Origin of the sequence: Micromonospora sp. NPDC050980 (assembly GCF_040653835.1) — a bacterium.
Taxonomy (GTDB): domain Bacteria; phylum Actinomycetota; class Actinomycetes; order Mycobacteriales; family Micromonosporaceae; genus Micromonospora.
This window is the reverse complement of record NZ_JBFAGS010000014.1, coordinates 69,359-87,768: the sequence shown is the minus strand read 5'-3', so window position 1 is coordinate 87,768 and position 18,410 is coordinate 69,359. Positions and strand designations below refer to the sequence as shown.

The following is an 18,410-nucleotide window of genomic DNA, read 5'->3' as shown; positions in this document are numbered from 1 at the left end:
TTTATTTCACCAGCTCAAGCCGGGCGCAATTCTTTCCGACATCGCGCCACAACCCGCAGAATGGGAACGGTCTCCCTAAGGCGAATGATATCCCTGAAACCCAATAAATCACCCGCCCTTGGCGCCGGGACGGCACCCGCTGCGTCCCCGGCCCTTAGCCGGTGATCACCGGCCAGGCGTAGGCCAGCAGCGCGCACGCGGCCCCGAGCAGCGCGAGCGAGACGCCCCGGGTGCGCAGGGGCAGCGCGGCGAGCACGAGCAGGACGACCGCGATCAGGTAGAGAAACGCTTGCACCGACATGGCAGTCTCCTCGGGGGTCGGCTGACGGGCGATGTGCCTCTACCCCCGCGGACCGCGTCGCGAAACCCGTAGGCGGTCCGGCCACTGTCGACATGCGCGGGCCCGGCGCGGCGGGTGGTCCGCCGCGCCGGGCCCCTGGTGTCCGGTCGGGTCAGTTGGCGGCGCAGGTGGCCGTCCCACCGGGGCCGGTGCCGGTGCCCTGGAAGCCGAAGTTGGTCGACTGTCCGGCGCCGACGTGCCCGTTGTAGTTCACGTTGGCGAACCGGACGGTCCCGCTGGTGCCGCTGGCCTGTGCGCTCCAGACCCCGGTGACCGCGGCGCCGCCGGGCAGCGTGATGGTCACGGTCCACCCGTTGAGGTCCGCGGAGCCGGCGGTGACCGTCACGCTCGCGGTGAAGCCGCCCGGCCACTGGTTGAGCGACACCGACGCGGAGCAGCCGCTACCCGTCGGGGGCCCGGTGGTGGGCGGAGTCGTGGTCGGCGGCGCGGTCGTCGGTGGCGCCGTGGTCGGGGGCGCGGTGGTGGGCGGCGCAGTCGTCGGCGCCGCGGTGGTGGGCGGCGCGGTCGTCGGCGGGTTGGGCGCGCCGTTGGCCAGGCTGAAGGCCAGGTCCGGCTGGAACGAACCGGCCGTGTAGCGGCAGCCGTCCGCCTCGCCCGGCGGCTTCACCCAGAGGTACCCGTCGATGTTGCCGTCCCCGGTGTTCGTCGTCGGGTACGTCCCGATGCGCCGGTCGGTGTTGTCGTCGGCGCACCAGTCACCGCTGGCGCCCCCGTTGCGGCTGGTGTCGATGACCTGGCGCTTGCCGGAGATGCCCATGCCGTTGAGGGCGGAGATGACCGCCCGACCGAAGTTCGCCTCGGCGGAGGTGGGGTTGAAGTTCGACACGTTTGTGAAGAATCCGTCGGCGTACTGCACGCCGGCGTTGCGGAGCCGGTTGGCCGTCTCGTTCGGGCTGTTCCAGGTGGAGTGTCCGCCGTCGAGGTAGACCTTGGCGTTGGGGTTGGCCGACTTGATGGTCCGGGTGGCCGTCGAGATCGCCTGGTTGCGCGCGTTCAGTTCCGCGCCGCTCAGGCACGTCTGCAGGGCGAGCGAGTCGGTCTCCAGGATGATCAGGACCGTCTGGTTGCCCAGCCCCCGAGCGAAGTTGGACACCCAGGTCTGGTACTGGTTGAGGTCGGGCGCCCCACCGGCGCTGGCCCCGCCGCAGTCCCGGTTGGTGATCTCGTAGACCGACAGCACCGGGATCTGCTGCGCGGCGTTGGCGGCGCCGATGAAGCCGGAGACCTCGGACTGGATGGTCGACGGGTTGAAGTTGGCGTACCAGCGGGCCTGCGGCTGACTGGCGATCTTGTCGCGGATGACGGCGGCACGCGAGTCGCCGGAATTGGCGGCGACCCAGCGGACGACCGCCGAACTCGGGTCGCGGTAGAGCGAGCCGGACACCGTGCCGGCGGATGCGCCGCCGACGGCGAGACAGACGCCGGCGGCGGTGAGGCCGGCGACGGCCGCCGCGCTGAGGGCTGCCGATCTGCGGCGCCGGTGGGAGAGGATAGCCACGGCGTGTTTCCTCCTGATCACATAGATGTATCTAAGTTCATGGGAGCGTTCCCATGAACGTAGCGGAGGAGAGCACCGCTGCCAAGATGCGCGGCCCAACTACCCTGCCGCCGTGGACACCGCAGAGATCGAGGCACCCGTCGCCGGCGTCACCGTCTACCCGGACCGCGCCCGGGTCACCCGCCGCGTCAACCTCCGGCTCACCGCCGGCGACCATCGGGTACGCGTCGCGCCGCTCCCCGCCGGCCTACGGCGGGACTCGATCCGGGTCGGTGGCCGGGGCGCGGCCACCGTGCTCGGCGTGGACGTGACCACCCGACGCCGGGCACACGGCACCGACGCGCAGGTGGCCGGCCTGGAACGGCGGCATCGCGAGCTGGCCGACGAGCTGAACGAGATCGAGGACGCGGACGGCATCGAGGAGCAGCGCGGCGAGTTCCTCACCCGGCTGGCCGAGCGCGCCGGCGGCACGTACGCCCGGGCGCTGGCGGCGGGTGACGCGGGACCGGCCGACGTGGCCGCCTTCTCCGACTCGGTCGCCGCCCAGCTCGCCGACTCCCGCGGCCGGCGGCGCGGGCTGGCCCGGCGGCGCACCGACCTGGCCGACGAGATGGCCGCGGTCGAGCGTGCTCTCGACGCCGCGCAGAGCAAGCGCGAGCCCGACCAACTGGTCGCCGAGGTCGCCGTCGCGGTGGCGGCCGACGACGCCGAGGTGGAGCTGGAACTGACCTATCTGGTGGACGGCGCCCGCTGGCAGCCCTCCTACGATCTGCGGCTCGTCGACGACACCCTGACCGTCACCTGGTTCGGGCTGGTCAGCCAGAGCACCGGAGAAGACTGGCCGGAGTGCGAGCTTCGGCTCTCCACCGCCCGGCCGTCGGCCACCACCGGCGTACCCGAACTGTCGCCCTGGTATCTCGGCCGGGTCGCACCGGTGCCGCCGCGTGCGGTGTCCGCGGACCTGCCGCTCGGGATGCCGGCGACGCCGGCGCCCGGTGCGGCCACGGCCGGCGCCGGTCCCGCCCGGTCCGCTGCGGCGCCCCGGCCCCGGGTGCGGGAGAGCGTCGCCGAGGTCGAGCAGGGGGTCGGCGCGGCCACCTACCGACCGGCCCGGGCGGTGGCGGTGCCGGCCGACGGCAGCGCGCACCGGGCCACGATCGCGGTGCTGGAGCTGCCGGCCCGGCTGGACCACGTGACCGCGCCGGTCCGCGCCGCCGAGGCCCACCTGCGGGCCACCGTCGGCAACACGACGGACCACACGCTGCCCGCCGGCCCGGCGGCGGTGTTCCACGGCGCGGACTTCGTCACGTCGACCCGACTGCCGGTCTGGGCGCCCGGCGAGGAAATCGAGCTGGCGCTCGGGGTGGACGACCGGCTGCGGGTGGAGCGCAAGCTGCACCGGCGCACCGAGACGAAGGCCACGCTCGGCTCCACCCGGCGGCGGGAGGTGGAATACCGGATCACCGTCGCCAACCACACGCCCCGGCCGGCGACGGTCGAGGTACGCGACCAGCTACCGGTGTCGCGCGACGAGGCGGTGGTGGTGCGGGAGACGGCACTGACGCCGCCACCGGCGGAGCGTACCGAGCTGGGGGAGGTGACCTGGCGGTTGTCGCTCGCGCCGGGCGACAGCGGCGAGATCACGCTGGGCTTCCGGGTGGAGCTGGCCCGGGGCGTCGAGCTGACCGGCTGGCGGGAGTAGAGGTGAGACGGGGCCCCTTCTATACGGCATGCGTTAAGAAGGGGCCCCGCCTTTCCCGCTTCAGTGGCGACGACGGGCGTACGCCCCGGCGGCGATATAAACGCCGGCGGCGGCGAAAAGGACCTGGAGAAGCAGTTCGATCCAGTCGATGCCGCTCGTGTCGGCGACACCGAACAGGCCGGCCACGAGCGTGCCCACGAGCGCGGCGACCACACCGATCACCAGCGTGAGCCAGATCGGAATGTTCTGCTTGCCGGGCACCACCAGGCGGCCCAGCGCGCCGATGACGAGGCCGATGATGATCGCGGTGAGGAAACCGGTAACTTCCACGGGAGTCGTCCTGTTCTTCCGATGATCTGTCGTCCCGCTCGATGCCCCGATCGAACCGCGCGCCAAACGTGAGAGCGGCTTCCGTCACGGAACTGTCATGGCGGCGGCCCCGGCCGGGCTCACAGCCAGCCGCGGCGCTTGAACAGCAGGTAGAGCGCGCCGCACACGACGAGCATGAGGGCGACCGCGAACAGGTAGCCGTAGCGCCAGCCCAGCTCCGGCATGTGGGTGAAGTTCATCCCGTAGACGGTGCCGATCAGGGTGGGCGCGAACAGGATCGCCGCCCACGCCGAGACGCGCTTGACCTCCTCGTTCTGCTCGAAGCTGGCGGCGGTGAGGCTGCGCATCTCCTCGTTCTGCGCCTGCGAGACCAGGGTCGCGTTGACGGTGAGGATGCTCTGGAGCAGGTGCCGGAAGGCGTCCACCCGCTCCACCACCTGGGTGAGGTGATCGGCCACGTCGCGCAGCCGGCGGCGCAGTTCCTCGTCGGTGCCGTAGCGGTCGAAGCCGCCGGTGAGCGCCTCGACGACCTTCGACAGCGGTCGCGCCGCCCGCTGGAACTGGATCACCTCACGGCTCAGCTCGTAGATGCGGCGGCTGGCGTTCGGGTCACCACCGAACACCTCGGTCTCGATCTCGTCGATGTCGTTCTCCAGGCCCGCCACGACCGGGGCGTATCCGTCGACCACCCGGTCGAGCACGGCGTACAGGACCGCCTCCGGGCCGAGGGCGAGGACGCCCGGTTCCGCCTCCAGCCGACGCCGCACCGCGGCCAGGTCGGGTGTGCCGCCGTGCCGGACGGTGATCACGAACCCGGGTCCGAGGAAGAGGTGCAGCTCGGCGAACTCGACTGCCTCCCGCGCGTCCAGGTAACGGGCGGCGCGCAGCACCACGAACAGGGTGTCGTCGTACCGCTCCAGCTTCGGACGCTGGTGGGCGTTGATCGCGTCCTCGACGGCCAGCTCGGGAAGCTGGAACTCGGCGGCCAGCGAGGCGATCTGTTCCCGGCTGGGCCGGCGCAGCCCGATCCAGGCCATCGCGTCGTCGAGTTGCTGGAGGCAGCGGAACGTGTCGGCGAGGCCGACCGGCGACGCGCGTCGTACCCCACCGACGTAGACGCCGCTGTCGACCAGGCCGGCGGGCCGTTCCGGCTCCGCCGCGCCGGCGTCGACGGCGTGCTCGTCCAGGCGCCGGCCGAACCCCTCCGGCGGCGCGAGCCGGTCGTCCGCCATGCCCCTCCCCGCTGCTCAGCCGGCTCGCCGAGTCCCCCGCGACGGCCGGCGCAAACGTCAGGGGCGATAGCGGTAGCCCATGCCGGGCTCGGTGATCAGGTGCCGGGGTCGAGCCGGGTCGTCCTCCAGCCGGCGCCGGAGCTGGGCCATGTACTGCCGGAGGTAGTTGGTCTCCTGCTCGTATCCGGGCCCCCACACGTCGCGCAGCAGTTGCCGCTGGCTGACCAGCTTGCCGGGGTTGCGCAGCAGCTTCTCCAGCATGGCCCACTGGGTGGGGGTGAGCCTGACCTCCGTGCCGTCGTCCCGGGTGACGGTCCGGTCGGCCAGGTCGACGGTGTTGCGGCCGACCCGCAGCGCGGGGACGGCGGGCGTGGCCGGGGCCAGCCGGCGGGTCACCGCGCGGATGCGGGCGAGCAGCTCGTCCACCCCGAACGGCTTGGTCACGTAGTCGTCGGCGCCCGCGTCCAGCGCGGCGACCTTGTCCTCGCTGCCGGCCCGCCCGGAGAGCACGATGATCGGCACGGTGGTCCAGCCGCGCAGCCCGCGGATCACCTCGGTGCCGTCCAGATCGGGCAGGCCGAGGTCGAGCACCACCAGGTCCGGCGGATGGCTGGCGGCGGCCTTCAGCGCGGCGGCGCCGCTGTCGGCGACCTCGACGTCGTAACCGCGGGCGCGCAGGTTGATCCGCAGGGCCCGCAGGATCTGCGGCTCGTCGTCGACGACCAGGATGCGGGTCATTCCTGCGGACCTCCCGACTCGGCGGCGGCGGGCAGCCGCAGCACCATGGTGAGCCCGCCACCGGGCGTGGTCTCCGGGGTGATGCTGCCACCCATCGCCTCGGCCAGCCCGCGCGACAACGCCAGCCCGAGCCCCACCCCGGTCTGGTTGTCCCGGTCGCCGAGTCGCTGGAACGGCAGGAAGACGTGTTCCCACTGGTCCTCCGGGATGCCCGGGCCGGTGTCGATCACCCGCAGCTCGACCTGGCCGGCGTGTGCGCTGCCGGTGATCGTCGGCGGCCGGCCGGGTGGGCTGTGCCGCAGCGCGTTGGCGACGATGTTGACCAGCACCCGCTCCAGCAGGCCCGGGTCGGCCAGCGCCGCCGGCAGGTCCGGCGCGATGTCCGTGGTCACCTCCGCCGCCGCCGCGCCCAGCTCGTCCAGGGCCCGGGGTACGGCGTCCTCCAGCCCGATCGCGGTCGCGGTGACGCCCAGCGCGCCGGCCTGCAACCGGCTCATGTCCAGCAGGTTCGCCACCAGCCGGCCCAGCCGGTCCAGCGACTCGTCGGCGGTGGCCAGCAGCTCGTCGGAGTCGTCGGCGTCGAACTCGACGTCGTGGCTGCGCAGGCTGCTCACCGCGGCCTTCGCCGAGGCGAGCGGCGTACGCAGGTCGTGGCTGACGGCGGCGAGCAACGCGGTGCGCATCCGGTCGGCGGCGGCGAGCGGGCGGGCGGTGGCGGCCTCCTCGGCCAGCCGTTCCTGGCGCAGCGCCACGGCAGCCTGGGCGGCGAACGCCTCGACCACCCGCCGGTCGGCGGCCTCCAACCGCCGGCCGGCGAGCACCACGCTGAGCCGGTCGTCCACCGGCACCACGGTCTCCCCGGCGCGCGGGTTGCCGGGGGGCCGTTCGCCGACGCTCGCCACCACCCGCCAGGCGTCCTCGTCGGCGGACCGGGCCGGCCGCCCGTCGGCGTCGGCGGCCAGTTCCAGCACGCTGACCGCGCGCAGCCCGAACGTCTCCCGGAGCCGGTCCAGCAGCGCGGGCAGCGGCCGTTCCCCGCGCAGCACGCTGCCCGCGACCGTGGCCAGCGTCTGCGCGTCGGCGGAGGCGCGGGCCGCTTCCCGGGTACGCCGGGCCGCCACGTCCACCACGCCGCTCACCGCGACGGCGACGCCGACGAACACGCCGAGCGCGAGCAGGTTGTCCGCCTCGGCGATGGTCAGCGTGTAGTACGGCGGCGTGAAGAACCAGTTGAGCAGCAACGATCCGCCGAGCGCGGCGACAAGTGCCGGCCACAGCCCGCCGACCAGCGCCACCCCGACCACGCCGGCGAGGAAGAGCAGGATGTCGTTGATCAGGGTGAGGTCGGGCAACGCCTTCAGCAGCAGCGTGAGCAGCGGCATGCCGAACGCGGCAAGCGCGTAGCCGAGCAACCGGCGGCGGCGCGACAGCGCGGCGGGCACCCGGGCCCCGCGCCGCCCGCGCCCGGCCTCCGGGTGGGTGACCAGGTGCACGTCGATGGTGCCGGAGAGCGCGGTGGTGGTCACGCCGACGCCCCGGGAGAGGATCTGCGCGAACCGGCCCCGCCGGCTCGCGCCGAGCACGAGCTGGGTGGCGTTGACGCCGCGGGCGAAGTCGAGCAGCGCGGCCGGGACGTCGGTGCCGAGCACCTGGTGGTAGGTGCCGCCGAGGCTCTCCACCAGCACCCGCTGCCGGGCGAGCTGGACCGGGTCGGCGTCGGCCAGGCCGTCGCTGCGGGCCACGTGCACGGCGAGCAGGTCGGCGCCCTTGCCGCGGGCGGCGATCCGGGCCGCGCGGCGGATCAGGGTCTCCCCCTCGGGGCCGCCGGTGAGCGCGACGACGACCCGTTCCCGCGCCTCCCAGGTGGCGGAGATGCCCTGCTGGGTGCGGTACGCGCCGAGCTGTTCGTCGACCTTGTCGGCCAGCCAGAGCAGCGCCAGCTCGCGCAGCGCGGTGAGGTTGCCGAGCCGGAAGTAGTTGCCCAACGCCGCATCGATCTTGTCGGGCCGGTAGATGTTGCCGTGCGCCATCCGGCGGCGCAGCGCCTCCGGCGTCATGTCCACCAGCTCGACCTGCTCGGCGGCGCGGACCACCCGGTCGGGCACGGTCTCCCGCTGGGTGGTGCCGGTGATCTGCGCGACGACGTCGTTGAGCGACTCCAGATGCTGCACGTTCACCGTGGAGAGCACGCTGATCCCGGCGTCGAGCAGCTCCTGGACGTCCTGCCAGCGCTTGTCGTGCCGGGAGCCGGGCACGTTGGTGTGCGCCAGCTCGTCGACCACCACCACCTCGGGGCGGCGGGCCAGCACGGCGTCGAGGTCCATCTCGGTGAAGTCGACGCCGCGGTAGGTCATCGTCCGGCGCGGCACCACCTCCAGGTCACCGATCATCCCGGCGGTGTGCTTGCGGCCGTGCGTCTCGACCAGGCCGACCACCACGTCGGTGCCGCGTTCGGCCCGGCGCCGGGCCTCTTCGAGCATGGCGTAGGTCTTTCCCACACCGGGGGCCGCCCCGAGGTAGATCCGCAGTTCGCCTCTGCCCACGCCCCCATCCTCCCGAGTGAAAGGAGGGGGCCCCGCTTAACGCATCCGGTAGAGGCGGGGCCCCCTTTTAACAACTGCCGGCGTCAGCGCGCCGGGAACTTCTCGTCCAGCGCGAGGTTGAGCTCCAGGACGTTCACGCCGGGCTCGCCCAGGAAGCCGAGCGACCGGCCGGTGGTGTGCCCCGCGACCAGCCGGCGGATCGCCGCCGGGTCCGCGCCGCGCTCCCGCGCCACCCGGGCCACCTGGATCTCCGCGTACGCCCGGGAGATGTGCGGGTCGAGGCCGCTGCCACTGGCGGTGACGGCGTCGGCCGGCACGGCCGGCTGCGCCGGCGCGTCCCCCCGGACCGGGGTGACCACACCGCCCTCGGCCACGTAGTCCCGGTCGGGCTGGGCCAGCTCGACCGGTACGCCCTGCCACGTCGACACGAACGGCGTCGCCGGCGCGACCTGGTTGACGCTCACCACGCGGGTGACCCGGCCGGTCAGGCCGTCGGCGCGGAACACGGCGAGCACCGCGCCCACCCCGTCCGCCGTGCAGTACGGGCGCCGCCCGTCCACGCCGTTCAGCTCGCCGACCGCCTTGCTGCGTGCGCAGACCTGGGTGAGCAGGCTCGGGGTGGAGTCGGCGGGGTCGGCGGCAAGCGTGTCCACCACGCTCTCCGGGCCGAGGTTGCTGGCCGAGGTGGCGGTCGGGTCGTAGCCGTCGCCGGCGGCGGACGGGCGGGACTGGAAGTAGCGCGGGACGGGGTTGCCGTCCGCGTCGGTGAAGGACTGCCCGATCAGCGAGCTGCCGACGGTCCGGCCGCCGACTTCGATGAGGGACCCGTCGGCGCGGGCGTCGAGGCCGGGGAGCCGGCCGACGGCGACCAGGGCGAGCGGGTAGGCCAGGCCGAGCAGCGCGGTGAAGACGAGCACCGCGCGCAGGGCGGCCAGGTGTTGGGCGAGCCAGGTGGGTAGGCGCACACGAGATCCCCGGGATGAACTGGACGAGCAGGTCGATGAGTTTGATGCCGACGAACGGCACGATGATGCCGCCGAGGCCGTAGACGATCAGGTTGCGGCTGAGCAGCTGAGATGCGGCGGCCGGGCGGTAGCGCACGCCGCGCAGCGCGAGGGGGATCAGCGCGATGATGACGATCGCGTTGAAGATGACCGCGGACAAGATCGCCGAGGTCGGGCTGGCCAGGCGCATCACGTTGAGGGTGTCCAGGCTCGGGTAGATGCCGGCGAACATGGCCGGGATGATCGCGAAGTACTTCGCGACGTCGTTGGAGATCGAGAAGGTGGTCAACGCGCCGCGGGTGATCAGCAGTTGCTTGCCGATCTCCACGATCTCGATCAGTTTGGTGGGGTCGGAGTCGAGGTCGACCATGTTGCCGGCCTCCTTGGCGGCCGACGTGCCGGTGTTCATCGCCACGCCGACGTCCGCCTGGGCCAGCGCGGGCGCGTCGTTCGTGCCGTCACCGGTCATGGCGACCAGCCGGCCGCCCTCCTGCTCCTTGCGGATCAGGGCGAGCTTGTCCTCCGGGGTGGCCTCGGCGAGGAAGTCGTCCACGCCGGCCTCGTCGGCGATCGCCTTGGCGGTACGTGGGTTGTCACCGGTGATCATCACGGTACGGATGCCCATCGCGCGCATCTCGTCGAAGCGCTCCCGCATGCCGGCCTTGACGACGTCCTTGAGGTGGATGACGCCGAGGGCTCGGGCCGGTTCACCCTCGACGTGTTCGGCCACGACCAGCGGGGTGCCGCCGATGCCGCTGATCTCGTCGACGATCTGGCCGACCTGTTCGGTGGGGTGGCCGCCGTTCTCGCGTACCCACTTCATCACCGCGGCGGCGGCGCCCTTGCGGATCCGCCGGCCCCCGGCGGTGCCGTCGGCGGTCAGGTCGACGCCGCTCATCCGGGTCTGCGCGGTGAACGGCACGAAGGTGGCGTGCGGGATGAGCCCGGGCTCGCGCTCGCGCAGGCCGAACTCGTTCTTGGCCAGCACCACCACCGAGCGCCCCTCGGGTGTCTCGTCGGCCAGGCTGGACAGTTGTGCCGCGTCCGCGACGGTGGCCGCGTCCACGCCGTCCACCGGCAGGAACTCGGCGGCCTGCCGGTTGCCCAGGGTGATCGTGCCGGTCTTGTCCAGCAGCAGCGTGTTCACGTCCCCGGCCGCCTCGACCGCCCGGCCGCTCATGGCCAGCACGTTGCGCTGCACGAGGCGGTCCATGCCGGCGATGCCGATGGCCGACAGCAGCGCTCCGATGGTGGTCGGGATGAGGCAGACCAGCAGGGACACCAGCACGATCCCGCTGACTCCGGCGTCGGTGATCGCCGGCGTGTCCGCGGCTGCGCCCTGGAATCCCTTGGAGAAGATCGCGAGGGGTTGGAGGGTGACGACCGCGAGCAGGAAGATGATCGTCAGCGCGGCGAGCAGGATGTTGAGCGCGATCTCGTTCGGGGTCTTCTGCCGGTTGGCGCCCTCGACCAGGTTGATCATCCGGTCGATGAAGCTCTCCCCGGGCTTCTGCGTGATCAGCACGATGATCCGGTCGGAGAGGACCTTGGTGCCGCCGGTGACCGCGCTGCGGTCGCCGCCGGACTCCCGGATCACCGGGGCGGACTCGCCGGTGATCGCCGACTCGTCGACGCTGGCGATGCCCTCGACCACGTCGCCGTCGCCCGGGATGATCTCCCCGGCCTCGACGACGACGACATCGCCCTGGCGCAGTTGCGGCGCGGGGACGCTCTCGGTGCGGTAGGTGCCGGGGGCGGCGCCCGCGATCCAGCCGAGGGCGCGGGTGGCGACGGTGTCCGTCTTCGCCCGGCGCAGCGCGGCGGCCTGGGCCTTGCCCCGGCCCTCGGCCACCGCCTCGGCCAGGTTGGCGAAGACCACGGTCAGCCACAGCCAGATCGTGATCGCGATCGCGAACACCGACGGGTCGGCGACCGCGAGGACGGTGGTGAAGGCCGCGCCGATCTCCACGATCAGCATGACCGGGTTGCGCCACAGGGTGCGCGGGTCGAGCTTGCGCAACGCATCCGGCAGCGATGCGATCAACTGGCGGGGGTCGAGCAGTCCGCCGCCCACCCGATCGCCCTGGGTGGCCGGTGTGCCGGGGACCGGCGCGTCGGCGGTGTCGAGAGGTGCCGTCATGTCCTTTTCTCTCATGGTGGTCACAGCCCTTCGGCCAGGGGGCCGAGCGCGAGCGCGGGCAGGAAGGTGAGCGCGACGAGGATCACCGTGACGCCGACGACCATGCCGACGAAGAGCGGCCGGTGGGTGGGCAGGGTGCCCTCGGACGCGGGCGTGGGCTGCTGGCGGGCCAGCGAGCCGGCCAGCGCCAGCGCGAAGATGATCGGCAGGAACCGGCCGAGCAGCATGCAGAGGCCCAGCGCGGTGTTCCACCACGGCGTGCTCACGGTGATGCCGGCGAACGCCGAGCCGTTGTTGTTGCTCGCCGAGGTGAACGCGTACAGCACCTCGGTGAGCCCGTGCGGGCCGACGTTGAGCGCGGTCGAGGCGTTGCCGGTGGCGAACGCGGCGGCTGCGCCGGCGAGCACCAGAGCCGGGGTGATCAGGAAGTACAGCGACGCGAACTTGATCTCGCGTGAGCCGATCTTCTTGCCCAGGTACTCCGGGGTGCGGCCGACCATCAGACCGGCCACGAACACCGTGATCACCGCGAGGATCAGCAGGCCGTACAGGCCGGCGCCGACGCCGCCGGGCGCGACCTCGCCGAGCATCATGTTGCCGAGCAGCATCCCGCCGCCGAGCGCCGTGTACGAGTCGTGGAACGAGTCGACCGCGCCGGTCGAGGTGAGCGTGGTGGCGGCGGCGAACGTGGCCGAGTTCGACACGTCGAACCGCACCTCCTTGCCTTCCAGGGCCGCGCCGACCGCCTGCGGCACCGTGCCGTTGCCGGTCAGCTCGAACACGTTGGTCAGGGTGATGCTGGCCAGCGCGAGGATCGCCATCACCGCCGCGATCGCGTAGCCCTGCCGGTTCTGCCCGACCATCCGGCCGAACACCCGGGGCAGGCTGAACGGGATCAGCAGGATCAGGAAGATCTCGATCCAGTTCGTCCACGTGGTCGGGTTCTCGAACGGGTGGGCACTGTTGACGTTGTAGAAGCCGCCGCCGTTGGTGCCCAGCTCCTTGATGACCTCCTGGCTGGCCACCGGCCCACCCGTGATCGTCTGGGTGCCGCCGGTCAGCGTGGTCACGTCGGTGCCACCGGACAGGTTCTGCACCGCCCCGCCGATCATCAGCGCGAGCGCGCCGAGCACCGCGATCGGCAGCAGGATCCGCAGCGTGATCCGGGTCAGGTCGACCCAGAAGTTGCCCAGCTCACCGGTGCGGGCGCGGGCGAAGCCCCGGACCAGCGCCACCGCGACGGCGATCCCCACCGCGGCGGAGACGAAGTTCTGCACGGCCAGGCCGGCCATCTCCACCAGGTGACCCATGGTCGACTCACCCGAATACCACTGCCAGTTGGTGTTGGTCACGAACGACACCGCGGTGTTCCAGGCGCCGTGCGACAGCACCGGGTCGAGGCCCAGCGAGAGCCAGAGGTGGTTCTGCACGCGCTGGAACGTGTAGAGGAACAGGATCGAGACGGCCGAGAAGGCCAGCACGCTGCGGGCGTACACGCCCCAGGTCTGCTCGGTGGCCGGGTTGACCCCGACCAGGCGGTAGATCCCCCGCTCGACGCGGGCGGACCGGGTGCCGGAGACCACCCGGTACATGTAGTCGCCGAACGGCCGGTAGACGGCGGCCAGCGCCACCACCAGCGACAGCACGAAGAGCACCCCGGCTGTGGTCATGCTCATCAGAAGCGCTCCGGGAACAGCAGGGCGACGACCAGGAACACGCCCAGTCCGATCGCCAGCACCAGGCCGACGGCGTTGACCGCGCTCACAGCTTCTCCACACCCCTCACCACGAGGGCGAGAGCCGCGAACAGCCCCACCGTCAGCAACACGAACAGCACGTCAGACACGGCTGACCTCTCCTAGCGGAAGATGTCCTCGCGACCGCCTCCCGGTCGCGCCGGGCAATCAAAACGCCCGCCGGCGTGGATGGACAGGGGCTATAACGCGACCGTCACGCCCGACCGCGCATTCTTGACGCGCTTTTCACGAGGGCTCACCTGAGGGAGCGCCGCCGGCCACCCGGATTCCGGTGGGGGTCGGTTCTCCCGCCGGCCGAACTTCCTGATCTCGTACGACAGCCACGACAGCCTCCGGCGACACGACCGCGGGCACCGCCGCCCGCCCTCCCGCCATACCAGCCGGGACAGCCGCCCGGAGTCGATGGCTTTGACGCATCCGCCACGCGCGGGCGGCCTCTGTTGCCGCCGCCTTGACGACGCGGGCGGGTCCGCCCGGATCAGGCGGGAGCGCCGGTCCCGGACAGGTCGAGCGGGCCGAACGCGGACCGGACCAGCCGGTTCGCCTCCTCCTGGTCGACCTCGGTGGCGACCAGCAGGTCGCTCGCCGTGGTGCGCACCTGGGCGACGACCACCGCGCCGGAGAAGTCGACGCCGGCCCGGTAGGCGTGACCGGCCTCGGCGACGGCCCGCAACGCGGCCTCGCGGCACCGGGTCGGCTCCGCCGCGCCCCGGGCGAACTCCTTGCGCAGCGTCCGGACCGCCCCGGCCAGCGCCGACACCGCGGCCGGCATGGCCTCCGGGATACGCTCACCGTCCGCGATCAGCGTGACCGCCCGCCGGATCAGCGTGCCGCTGTTGCGCATCGTCCGATCCACCGGCTCGACCGCCTGGGCGTACCGGCCGAGCGGCCCCTCCCGGGCCGTCCAGTAGACCGGCGAGAGGGTGGTGGTCTCCCGCGCGCCCTGGGCCGCCTCGCCGAAGGAGCCCATCTCCTTCTTGTTGTCCCGCAACCGGTCGCGGGCGACGCGCGCCGCCTCCGCGTCCCGTTCCCGCAGCGCGTCGGCGGTGCGGTCCAACTGCTCGGCGAGCAGGTCCAACGCGGGGCCGGCCGCCCGGTTGATGATCCGCAACGGGTTCAGCGGCAGCAGCACCGCGGTCACCAGGAGAGTCGCCCCGCCGCCGATGAGCGCGTCCAGCACCCGGGGCGCCTCGAGGTCGGGCACGGACGGCGTCAACGTCCCGATCAGCACGGCGGTCGCCCCGGCCTGGACCACCAGCGCCGGGCTGCGGCCGACGAAGGCCGCCACCACCACGGCCAGCGCGACGATGAGTCCGAGCTGCCACGCGCCGATGCCGGCCAGGTGGATCAGCACGTCACCGGTCAGGATGCCGACCGCCACGCCGATCACCAGCTCGACCGTGCGGCGCAGTCGCTGGCCGACCGAGGCGGCCAGCGTCACCACCGCCGAGATCGGGGCGAAGACCGGTTGGGCGATGTCCAGCAGCGAGGCCGCGACCCACCAGGAGATGCCGGCCGCCAGCCCGGCCTGGGCAGCCAGTCCGGCACCGGCCCGCACCTGTCGGAGCCGGTCGGCCAGCAGCGTCGGCGCGGACCGCAGCCGGCGGACGACCGGCCGCTCGGCGGCGGCCCGCCCACTGCCCCCGGATGTCCCCGCACCGGCCACGGCAGCGCGTACCCGCTTCGCCGCGGGCGAATCCTCGGCGGCGACCCACAGTGGGTTTCCCGCCGCGCCGGCGGGCCGGAAATCAGCGGCCGGCGGCGTCGGCGACCAGCGCCTCGGCGACCTCGCGCACCCTGCGGTTGGAGTTCTGGGAGAGCTTCGACAGCGCGAACGCTTCGTCCGCCGAGCAGCGCCGCTCGCCCATGATGATCCCCTTCGCCTGCTCGATCACCGCCCGGCTCCGCATCGCCTCCTGCATCTGCCGGGCCAGGGTGGCCGCGCTGTCGTAAAGGTGCGCGTTGGCCAACGCGACGGCGGCGTACGCGGCGAAGTTCTCCGCCACCCGGATCGCGACGCTGTCGAAGGCGTGCGGCTTGTCCGCGTAGAGGTTGAGCGCGCTGGTCGCCGCGTCGAGACAGGGGCCCCGCTGGCAGCGGTGTGTCGCAGGACTCCAACCGGAAGCTGCGGGAGGTCGCCGAGTCGCTCGTCGACCGCGCCGTGCACGGCGGTCGGGACTGACCGCCGGGCAGGATCAGCGCGGCATCTCCCGCCAGCCGGTGCCGCCCGACCGCCACGCGCCGGCGAGGATGCTCGCCGAGACGCGGCTCGGGCACTGCTGGATCTTCGACCGACCGGCGGCGCCGCCGATCTGGGCTTGGACCTGCCACTGCTGTCCATCGGTGCAGATGTAGACGTCGCGACGCCCGCGAGGGATGCTGACGCCGTTCCACCAGTGTTCCTCCACGACCATGCGGTGACCGTACCGCAGGGGACCCGGTCCGGCCCAGACCCGCAGGTCGGGCCGGACCCCGCCGGGGTCAGCCGTCGAGCCGGCGGACCATGTTCATGACGGTCTCGACCTGGGCGCCGCCCTTGATCGGATAGTTCGTGAAGCCGAGGTAGCCCCACCAGTCCCAGCAGCCGTTCGGGTTCACCGCGGTGGCGGTGGCCTGCGGATAGAGCACGATCAGCCGGTTGGTGTCGGCGTACTGGTTGAGGTTGGCCCGGTCGACGAAGGCGGTGCCGACCTTCGCGTACCCCTGGGCGCAGCCGTGCAGCGCGACGAGCAGCCGGCAGGTGGTGCCGGCGGCGCAGGCGCTCGGCACGTACGCGAAGCCGTTGGCGTCCATGCTCAGCCCGTTGGCCCAACCGTTGACCGCGAAGTTGTCCTGGCTGAACCGGATCAGGGTGCCGCCGAGCGGGCCGGTGTTCGGCGCGGACACCGAGCCGAGCAGGTGGGTGAGGAACGCGCCCTGCGGGTCGGTGCCGCAGTCGGCGAGGTACGGCGAGGCGGTGGCGGTGCAGCCGACCGTGCCGTAGGGGGTGACCCAGGAGTGCCCGGCCGCGCTGCCGGAGTCGTACCGGACCCGCGCGCCGAAGTCCTGGTAGTAGCGGGCCAGGTCGTCGCTCACCGACTTCTTCACGGTGGCGTCGTTCTTGCCGTGGTAGACGTACGCCGGCTGGCCGGAGAGGTTGCCGGTGCCGTCGATCCAGCCGTATCCGGCCCAGGTGCGGGTGTACGCCTCCAGGCTGCCCAGGTGGGTGGGGTAGATGTTGTCACCGCAGCCGTAGAGCGCCTGCGGGATCGAGTTCTGCGCGCAGTAGTACGGCCCGGCCGCGAAGATCGCCGCGCCCCGGATCCGGGCCGAGTACGCGACCTGGAGCTGGGTGGCCAGGTAGCCGCCGGAGGAGACCCCGGCGACGTAGACGGCGGAGACCGGGTAGGCGCGCAGCGTGCCGGCGACCGGCGCTTTGGTGAAGGGCGTGGCCGCGGCCCGGGCGGCGACCCCGCCGGGCAGGATCAGCAGGAGCGCGGCGGCGAGGGTGGTGACGGCTTTCCACGGTCTGGTCATGGTGTTCTCCCGTCGGGGCGCCGGCGGGACGGCCGGCGTGCCGGCACCGTAACGTGACATCGACCACAGCAGATATCCGCGTGGCCGACACCTCCCCGGCCACTCGGGTGTGGCCCACCCACCCGGCTTAGCAGATCGCTACGCAGGGTAAAGGCAGATCATGGGACAGTTGCGCACGTCGCCGCCGCCACCGCAGGCCACTGAGCTTGAGCGGTGGGTGCTCGACACCCCCGAGGAACTCCGCGACGTGCGGGCCTCCCTCCGCGACGCGCTCACCCGGCACGGGCTGGTGCAGGGCGAGCACCTGGACGAGGTGCCGCACATGGTGCTGCTCGTCGCCACCGAGCTGGCCAGCAACGCGCTGCGGCACGGCCGACCGCCCACCATCGTCACGCTGCTGGCCACCGACGACCGGTTCCTGCTCGACGTGGCCGACCACGACGTCAGATCGGTGCCGGAGCTGACCGACATCCGGCCGATGGACTCCGGTGGGCGTGGGCTGTTCCTGGCTCAGTCGATCTCGCTCGACGTGGGCTGGTACGCCAGCGAGACCACCAAGCACATCTGGGCCGCGTTCTCCCGGTAGGGCTCAGAACCCGGACACCGGGTGCGGGACGTAGGGCGCCTCCAGCTCCGCCACCTCGGCGTCGGTCAACTCCAGCTCCAGCCCGGCGACCGCGTCGGTCAGGTGGTGCGGCTTCGTCGCGCCGACAATCGGCGCGGTCACCGCCGGGTGGCGCGCCACCCAGGCCAGCGCCACCTGCGCGCGCGGCACCCCCCGCTGCCCGGCCACCCGGCCCACCGCGTCGACCACGGCCCGATCATGCTCCTCGGTGCGCGCGTAGAGCTTGCGGCCGAACTCGTCGCTGTCCGCCCGCGCGGTCCGTTCCCCCGGGTCCCGGGTCAGCAGGCCCCGGGCCAGTGGGCTCCACGGGATCACCGCGACGCCCTGGTCGAGGCAGAGCGGCAGCATCTCCCGCTCCTCCTCGCGGTAGAGCAGGTTGTAGTGGTTCTGCATCGAGACGAACCGCGTCCAGCCGTGCCGCTCGGCGGTCCAGAGCGCCTTGGCGAACTGCCACGAGTGCATCGACGAGGCGCCGAGGTAGCGGACCTTGCCGGCCCGGACCAGGTCGTGCAGCGCCCCCATCGTCTCCTCGATCGGCGTCGCCGGGTCGAGGCGGTGGATCTGGTAGAGGTCGACGTAGTCGGTGCCGAGCCGGCGCAGGCTCGCGTCGATCTCGCTCATGATGTGCTTGCGCGACAGCCCGCCCCGGTTCGGGCCCGCGCCCATCCGGCCGTGCACCTTGGTCGCGATCACCACGTCCTCGCGGTCGGCGAAGTCCCGCAACGCCCGGCCGACGATCTCCTCGCTGGTGCCGTCGGAGTAGACGTTCGCGGTGTCGAAGAAGTTCACCCCCAGCTCCAGCGCCTGCTTGATGAGGGGGCGAGCGGCGTCCTCCGGCAGCGACCAGGGGTGCGTGCCCCGCGCGGGCTCGCCGTAGCTCATGCAACCCAGGCACAGTCGGGACACCTGAAGGCCGGTGGAGCCGAACGTCACGTAGTCCATCCGCCCATCACACCACCGGCCGG

At 72.5% G+C, this 18,410-nt stretch carries 15 protein-coding genes and 2 pseudogenes; 2 read left to right on the top strand and 15 right to left on the bottom strand.

Translation table 11 applies throughout. The features are described 5' to 3' along the window. Window positions 1-154: 154 nt before the first annotated feature. Window positions 155-301: a hypothetical protein gene (locus AB0H28_RS21035; protein ID WP_358042558.1), complete on the bottom strand. Its 147-nt coding sequence runs from the start codon at window positions 299-301 to the stop codon at window positions 155-157. Window positions 302-452: 151 nt separating this feature from the next. Next, on the bottom strand, window positions 453-1,859 hold the full coding sequence (locus tag AB0H28_RS21030) for a glycoside hydrolase family 6 protein (RefSeq protein WP_358042555.1): 1,407 nt from the start codon (window positions 1,857-1,859) through the stop codon (window positions 453-455). Between the two features lie 112 nt (window positions 1,860-1,971). Between AB0H28_RS21030 and AB0H28_RS21025 the strand changes: the two genes are divergently transcribed. Then, a complete protein-coding gene (locus AB0H28_RS21025) occupies window positions 1,972-3,561 on the top strand; it encodes a DUF4139 domain-containing protein (RefSeq protein ID WP_358042552.1) in 1,590 nt (529 codons plus the stop codon). A gap of 60 nt (window positions 3,562-3,621) precedes the next feature. Here the strand turns inward: AB0H28_RS21025 and AB0H28_RS21020 are convergent, their stop codons facing one another. The 12 genes and pseudogenes from AB0H28_RS21020 to AB0H28_RS20965 all read right to left on the bottom strand — a co-directional run bounded on the left by AB0H28_RS21020 (window position 3,622) and on the right by AB0H28_RS20965 (window position 16,820). Beyond that, window positions 3,622-3,891, bottom strand: coding sequence for a GlsB/YeaQ/YmgE family stress response membrane protein (locus AB0H28_RS21020; RefSeq protein ID WP_358042549.1), 270 nt, complete (start codon window positions 3,889-3,891; stop codon window positions 3,622-3,624). A gap of 119 nt (window positions 3,892-4,010) precedes the next feature. Beyond that, a complete protein-coding gene (corA, locus tag AB0H28_RS21015) occupies window positions 4,011-5,123 on the bottom strand; it encodes a magnesium/cobalt transporter CorA (protein WP_358042546.1) in 1,113 nt (370 codons plus the stop codon). Window positions 5,124-5,180: 57 nt separating this feature from the next. Beyond that, the gene (locus AB0H28_RS21010; protein WP_358042543.1) at window positions 5,181-5,861 is read right to left on the bottom strand and encodes a response regulator; all 681 of its coding nucleotides are present in this window, start codon (window positions 5,859-5,861) and stop codon (window positions 5,181-5,183) included. Then, the gene (locus tag AB0H28_RS21005; RefSeq protein ID WP_358042540.1) at window positions 5,858-8,404 is read right to left on the bottom strand and encodes a DUF4118 domain-containing protein; all 2,547 of its coding nucleotides are present in this window, start codon (window positions 8,402-8,404) and stop codon (window positions 5,858-5,860) included. Before AB0H28_RS21005 ends, AB0H28_RS21010 begins: the two co-directional genes overlap by 4 nt. An 83-nt stretch (window positions 8,405-8,487) precedes the next feature. Then, window positions 8,488-9,369, bottom strand: coding sequence for a potassium-transporting ATPase subunit C (locus tag AB0H28_RS21000; protein WP_358042721.1), 882 nt, complete (start codon window positions 9,367-9,369; stop codon window positions 8,488-8,490). A 4-nt stretch (window positions 9,370-9,373) separates the two neighbouring features. After that, window positions 9,374-11,548: pseudogene (gene kdpB, locus AB0H28_RS20995) on the bottom strand (potassium-transporting ATPase subunit KdpB); the annotation flags it as partial. A 20-nt stretch (window positions 11,549-11,568) separates the two neighbouring features. Next, window positions 11,569-13,224 (bottom strand): potassium-transporting ATPase subunit KdpA, encoded by a 1,656-nt coding sequence (gene kdpA / locus AB0H28_RS20990; protein ID WP_358042538.1) that lies wholly within the window; start codon window positions 13,222-13,224, stop codon window positions 11,569-11,571. Beyond that, window positions 13,224-13,313, bottom strand: coding sequence for a K(+)-transporting ATPase subunit F (gene kdpF, locus AB0H28_RS20985; protein ID WP_036343797.1), 90 nt, complete (start codon window positions 13,311-13,313; stop codon window positions 13,224-13,226). Before kdpF ends, kdpA begins: the two co-directional genes overlap by 1 nt. Before the next feature lie 469 nt (window positions 13,314-13,782). Further along, on the bottom strand, window positions 13,783-14,904 hold the full coding sequence (locus tag AB0H28_RS20980; protein ID WP_358042718.1) for an FUSC family protein: 1,122 nt from the start codon (window positions 14,902-14,904) through the stop codon (window positions 13,783-13,785). Between the two features lie 148 nt (window positions 14,905-15,052). Further along, window positions 15,053-15,364, bottom strand: a pseudogene (locus AB0H28_RS20975) (ANTAR domain-containing protein); the annotation flags it as partial. Between the two features lie 135 nt (window positions 15,365-15,499). After that, window positions 15,500-15,718, bottom strand: a complete 219-nt coding sequence (locus AB0H28_RS20970; protein WP_358042535.1) for a hypothetical protein — start codon at window positions 15,716-15,718, stop codon at window positions 15,500-15,502. A gap of 67 nt (window positions 15,719-15,785) precedes the next feature. Next, window positions 15,786-16,820, bottom strand: coding sequence for a PHB depolymerase family esterase (locus AB0H28_RS20965; protein WP_358042533.1), 1,035 nt, complete (start codon window positions 16,818-16,820; stop codon window positions 15,786-15,788). A 160-nt stretch (window positions 16,821-16,980) separates the two neighbouring features. Between AB0H28_RS20965 and AB0H28_RS20960 the strand changes: the two genes are divergently transcribed. After that, a complete protein-coding gene (locus tag AB0H28_RS20960) occupies window positions 16,981-17,406 on the top strand; it encodes an ATP-binding protein (protein ID WP_358042531.1) in 426 nt (141 codons plus the stop codon). A 3-nt stretch (window positions 17,407-17,409) separates the two neighbouring features. On the opposite strand, the gene AB0H28_RS20955 is transcribed toward AB0H28_RS20960, so the two are convergent. Continuing rightward, window positions 17,410-18,387 (bottom strand): aldo/keto reductase, encoded by a 978-nt coding sequence (locus AB0H28_RS20955; protein WP_358042528.1) that lies wholly within the window; start codon window positions 18,385-18,387, stop codon window positions 17,410-17,412. Between the last annotated feature and the right edge of the window lie 23 nt (window positions 18,388-18,410).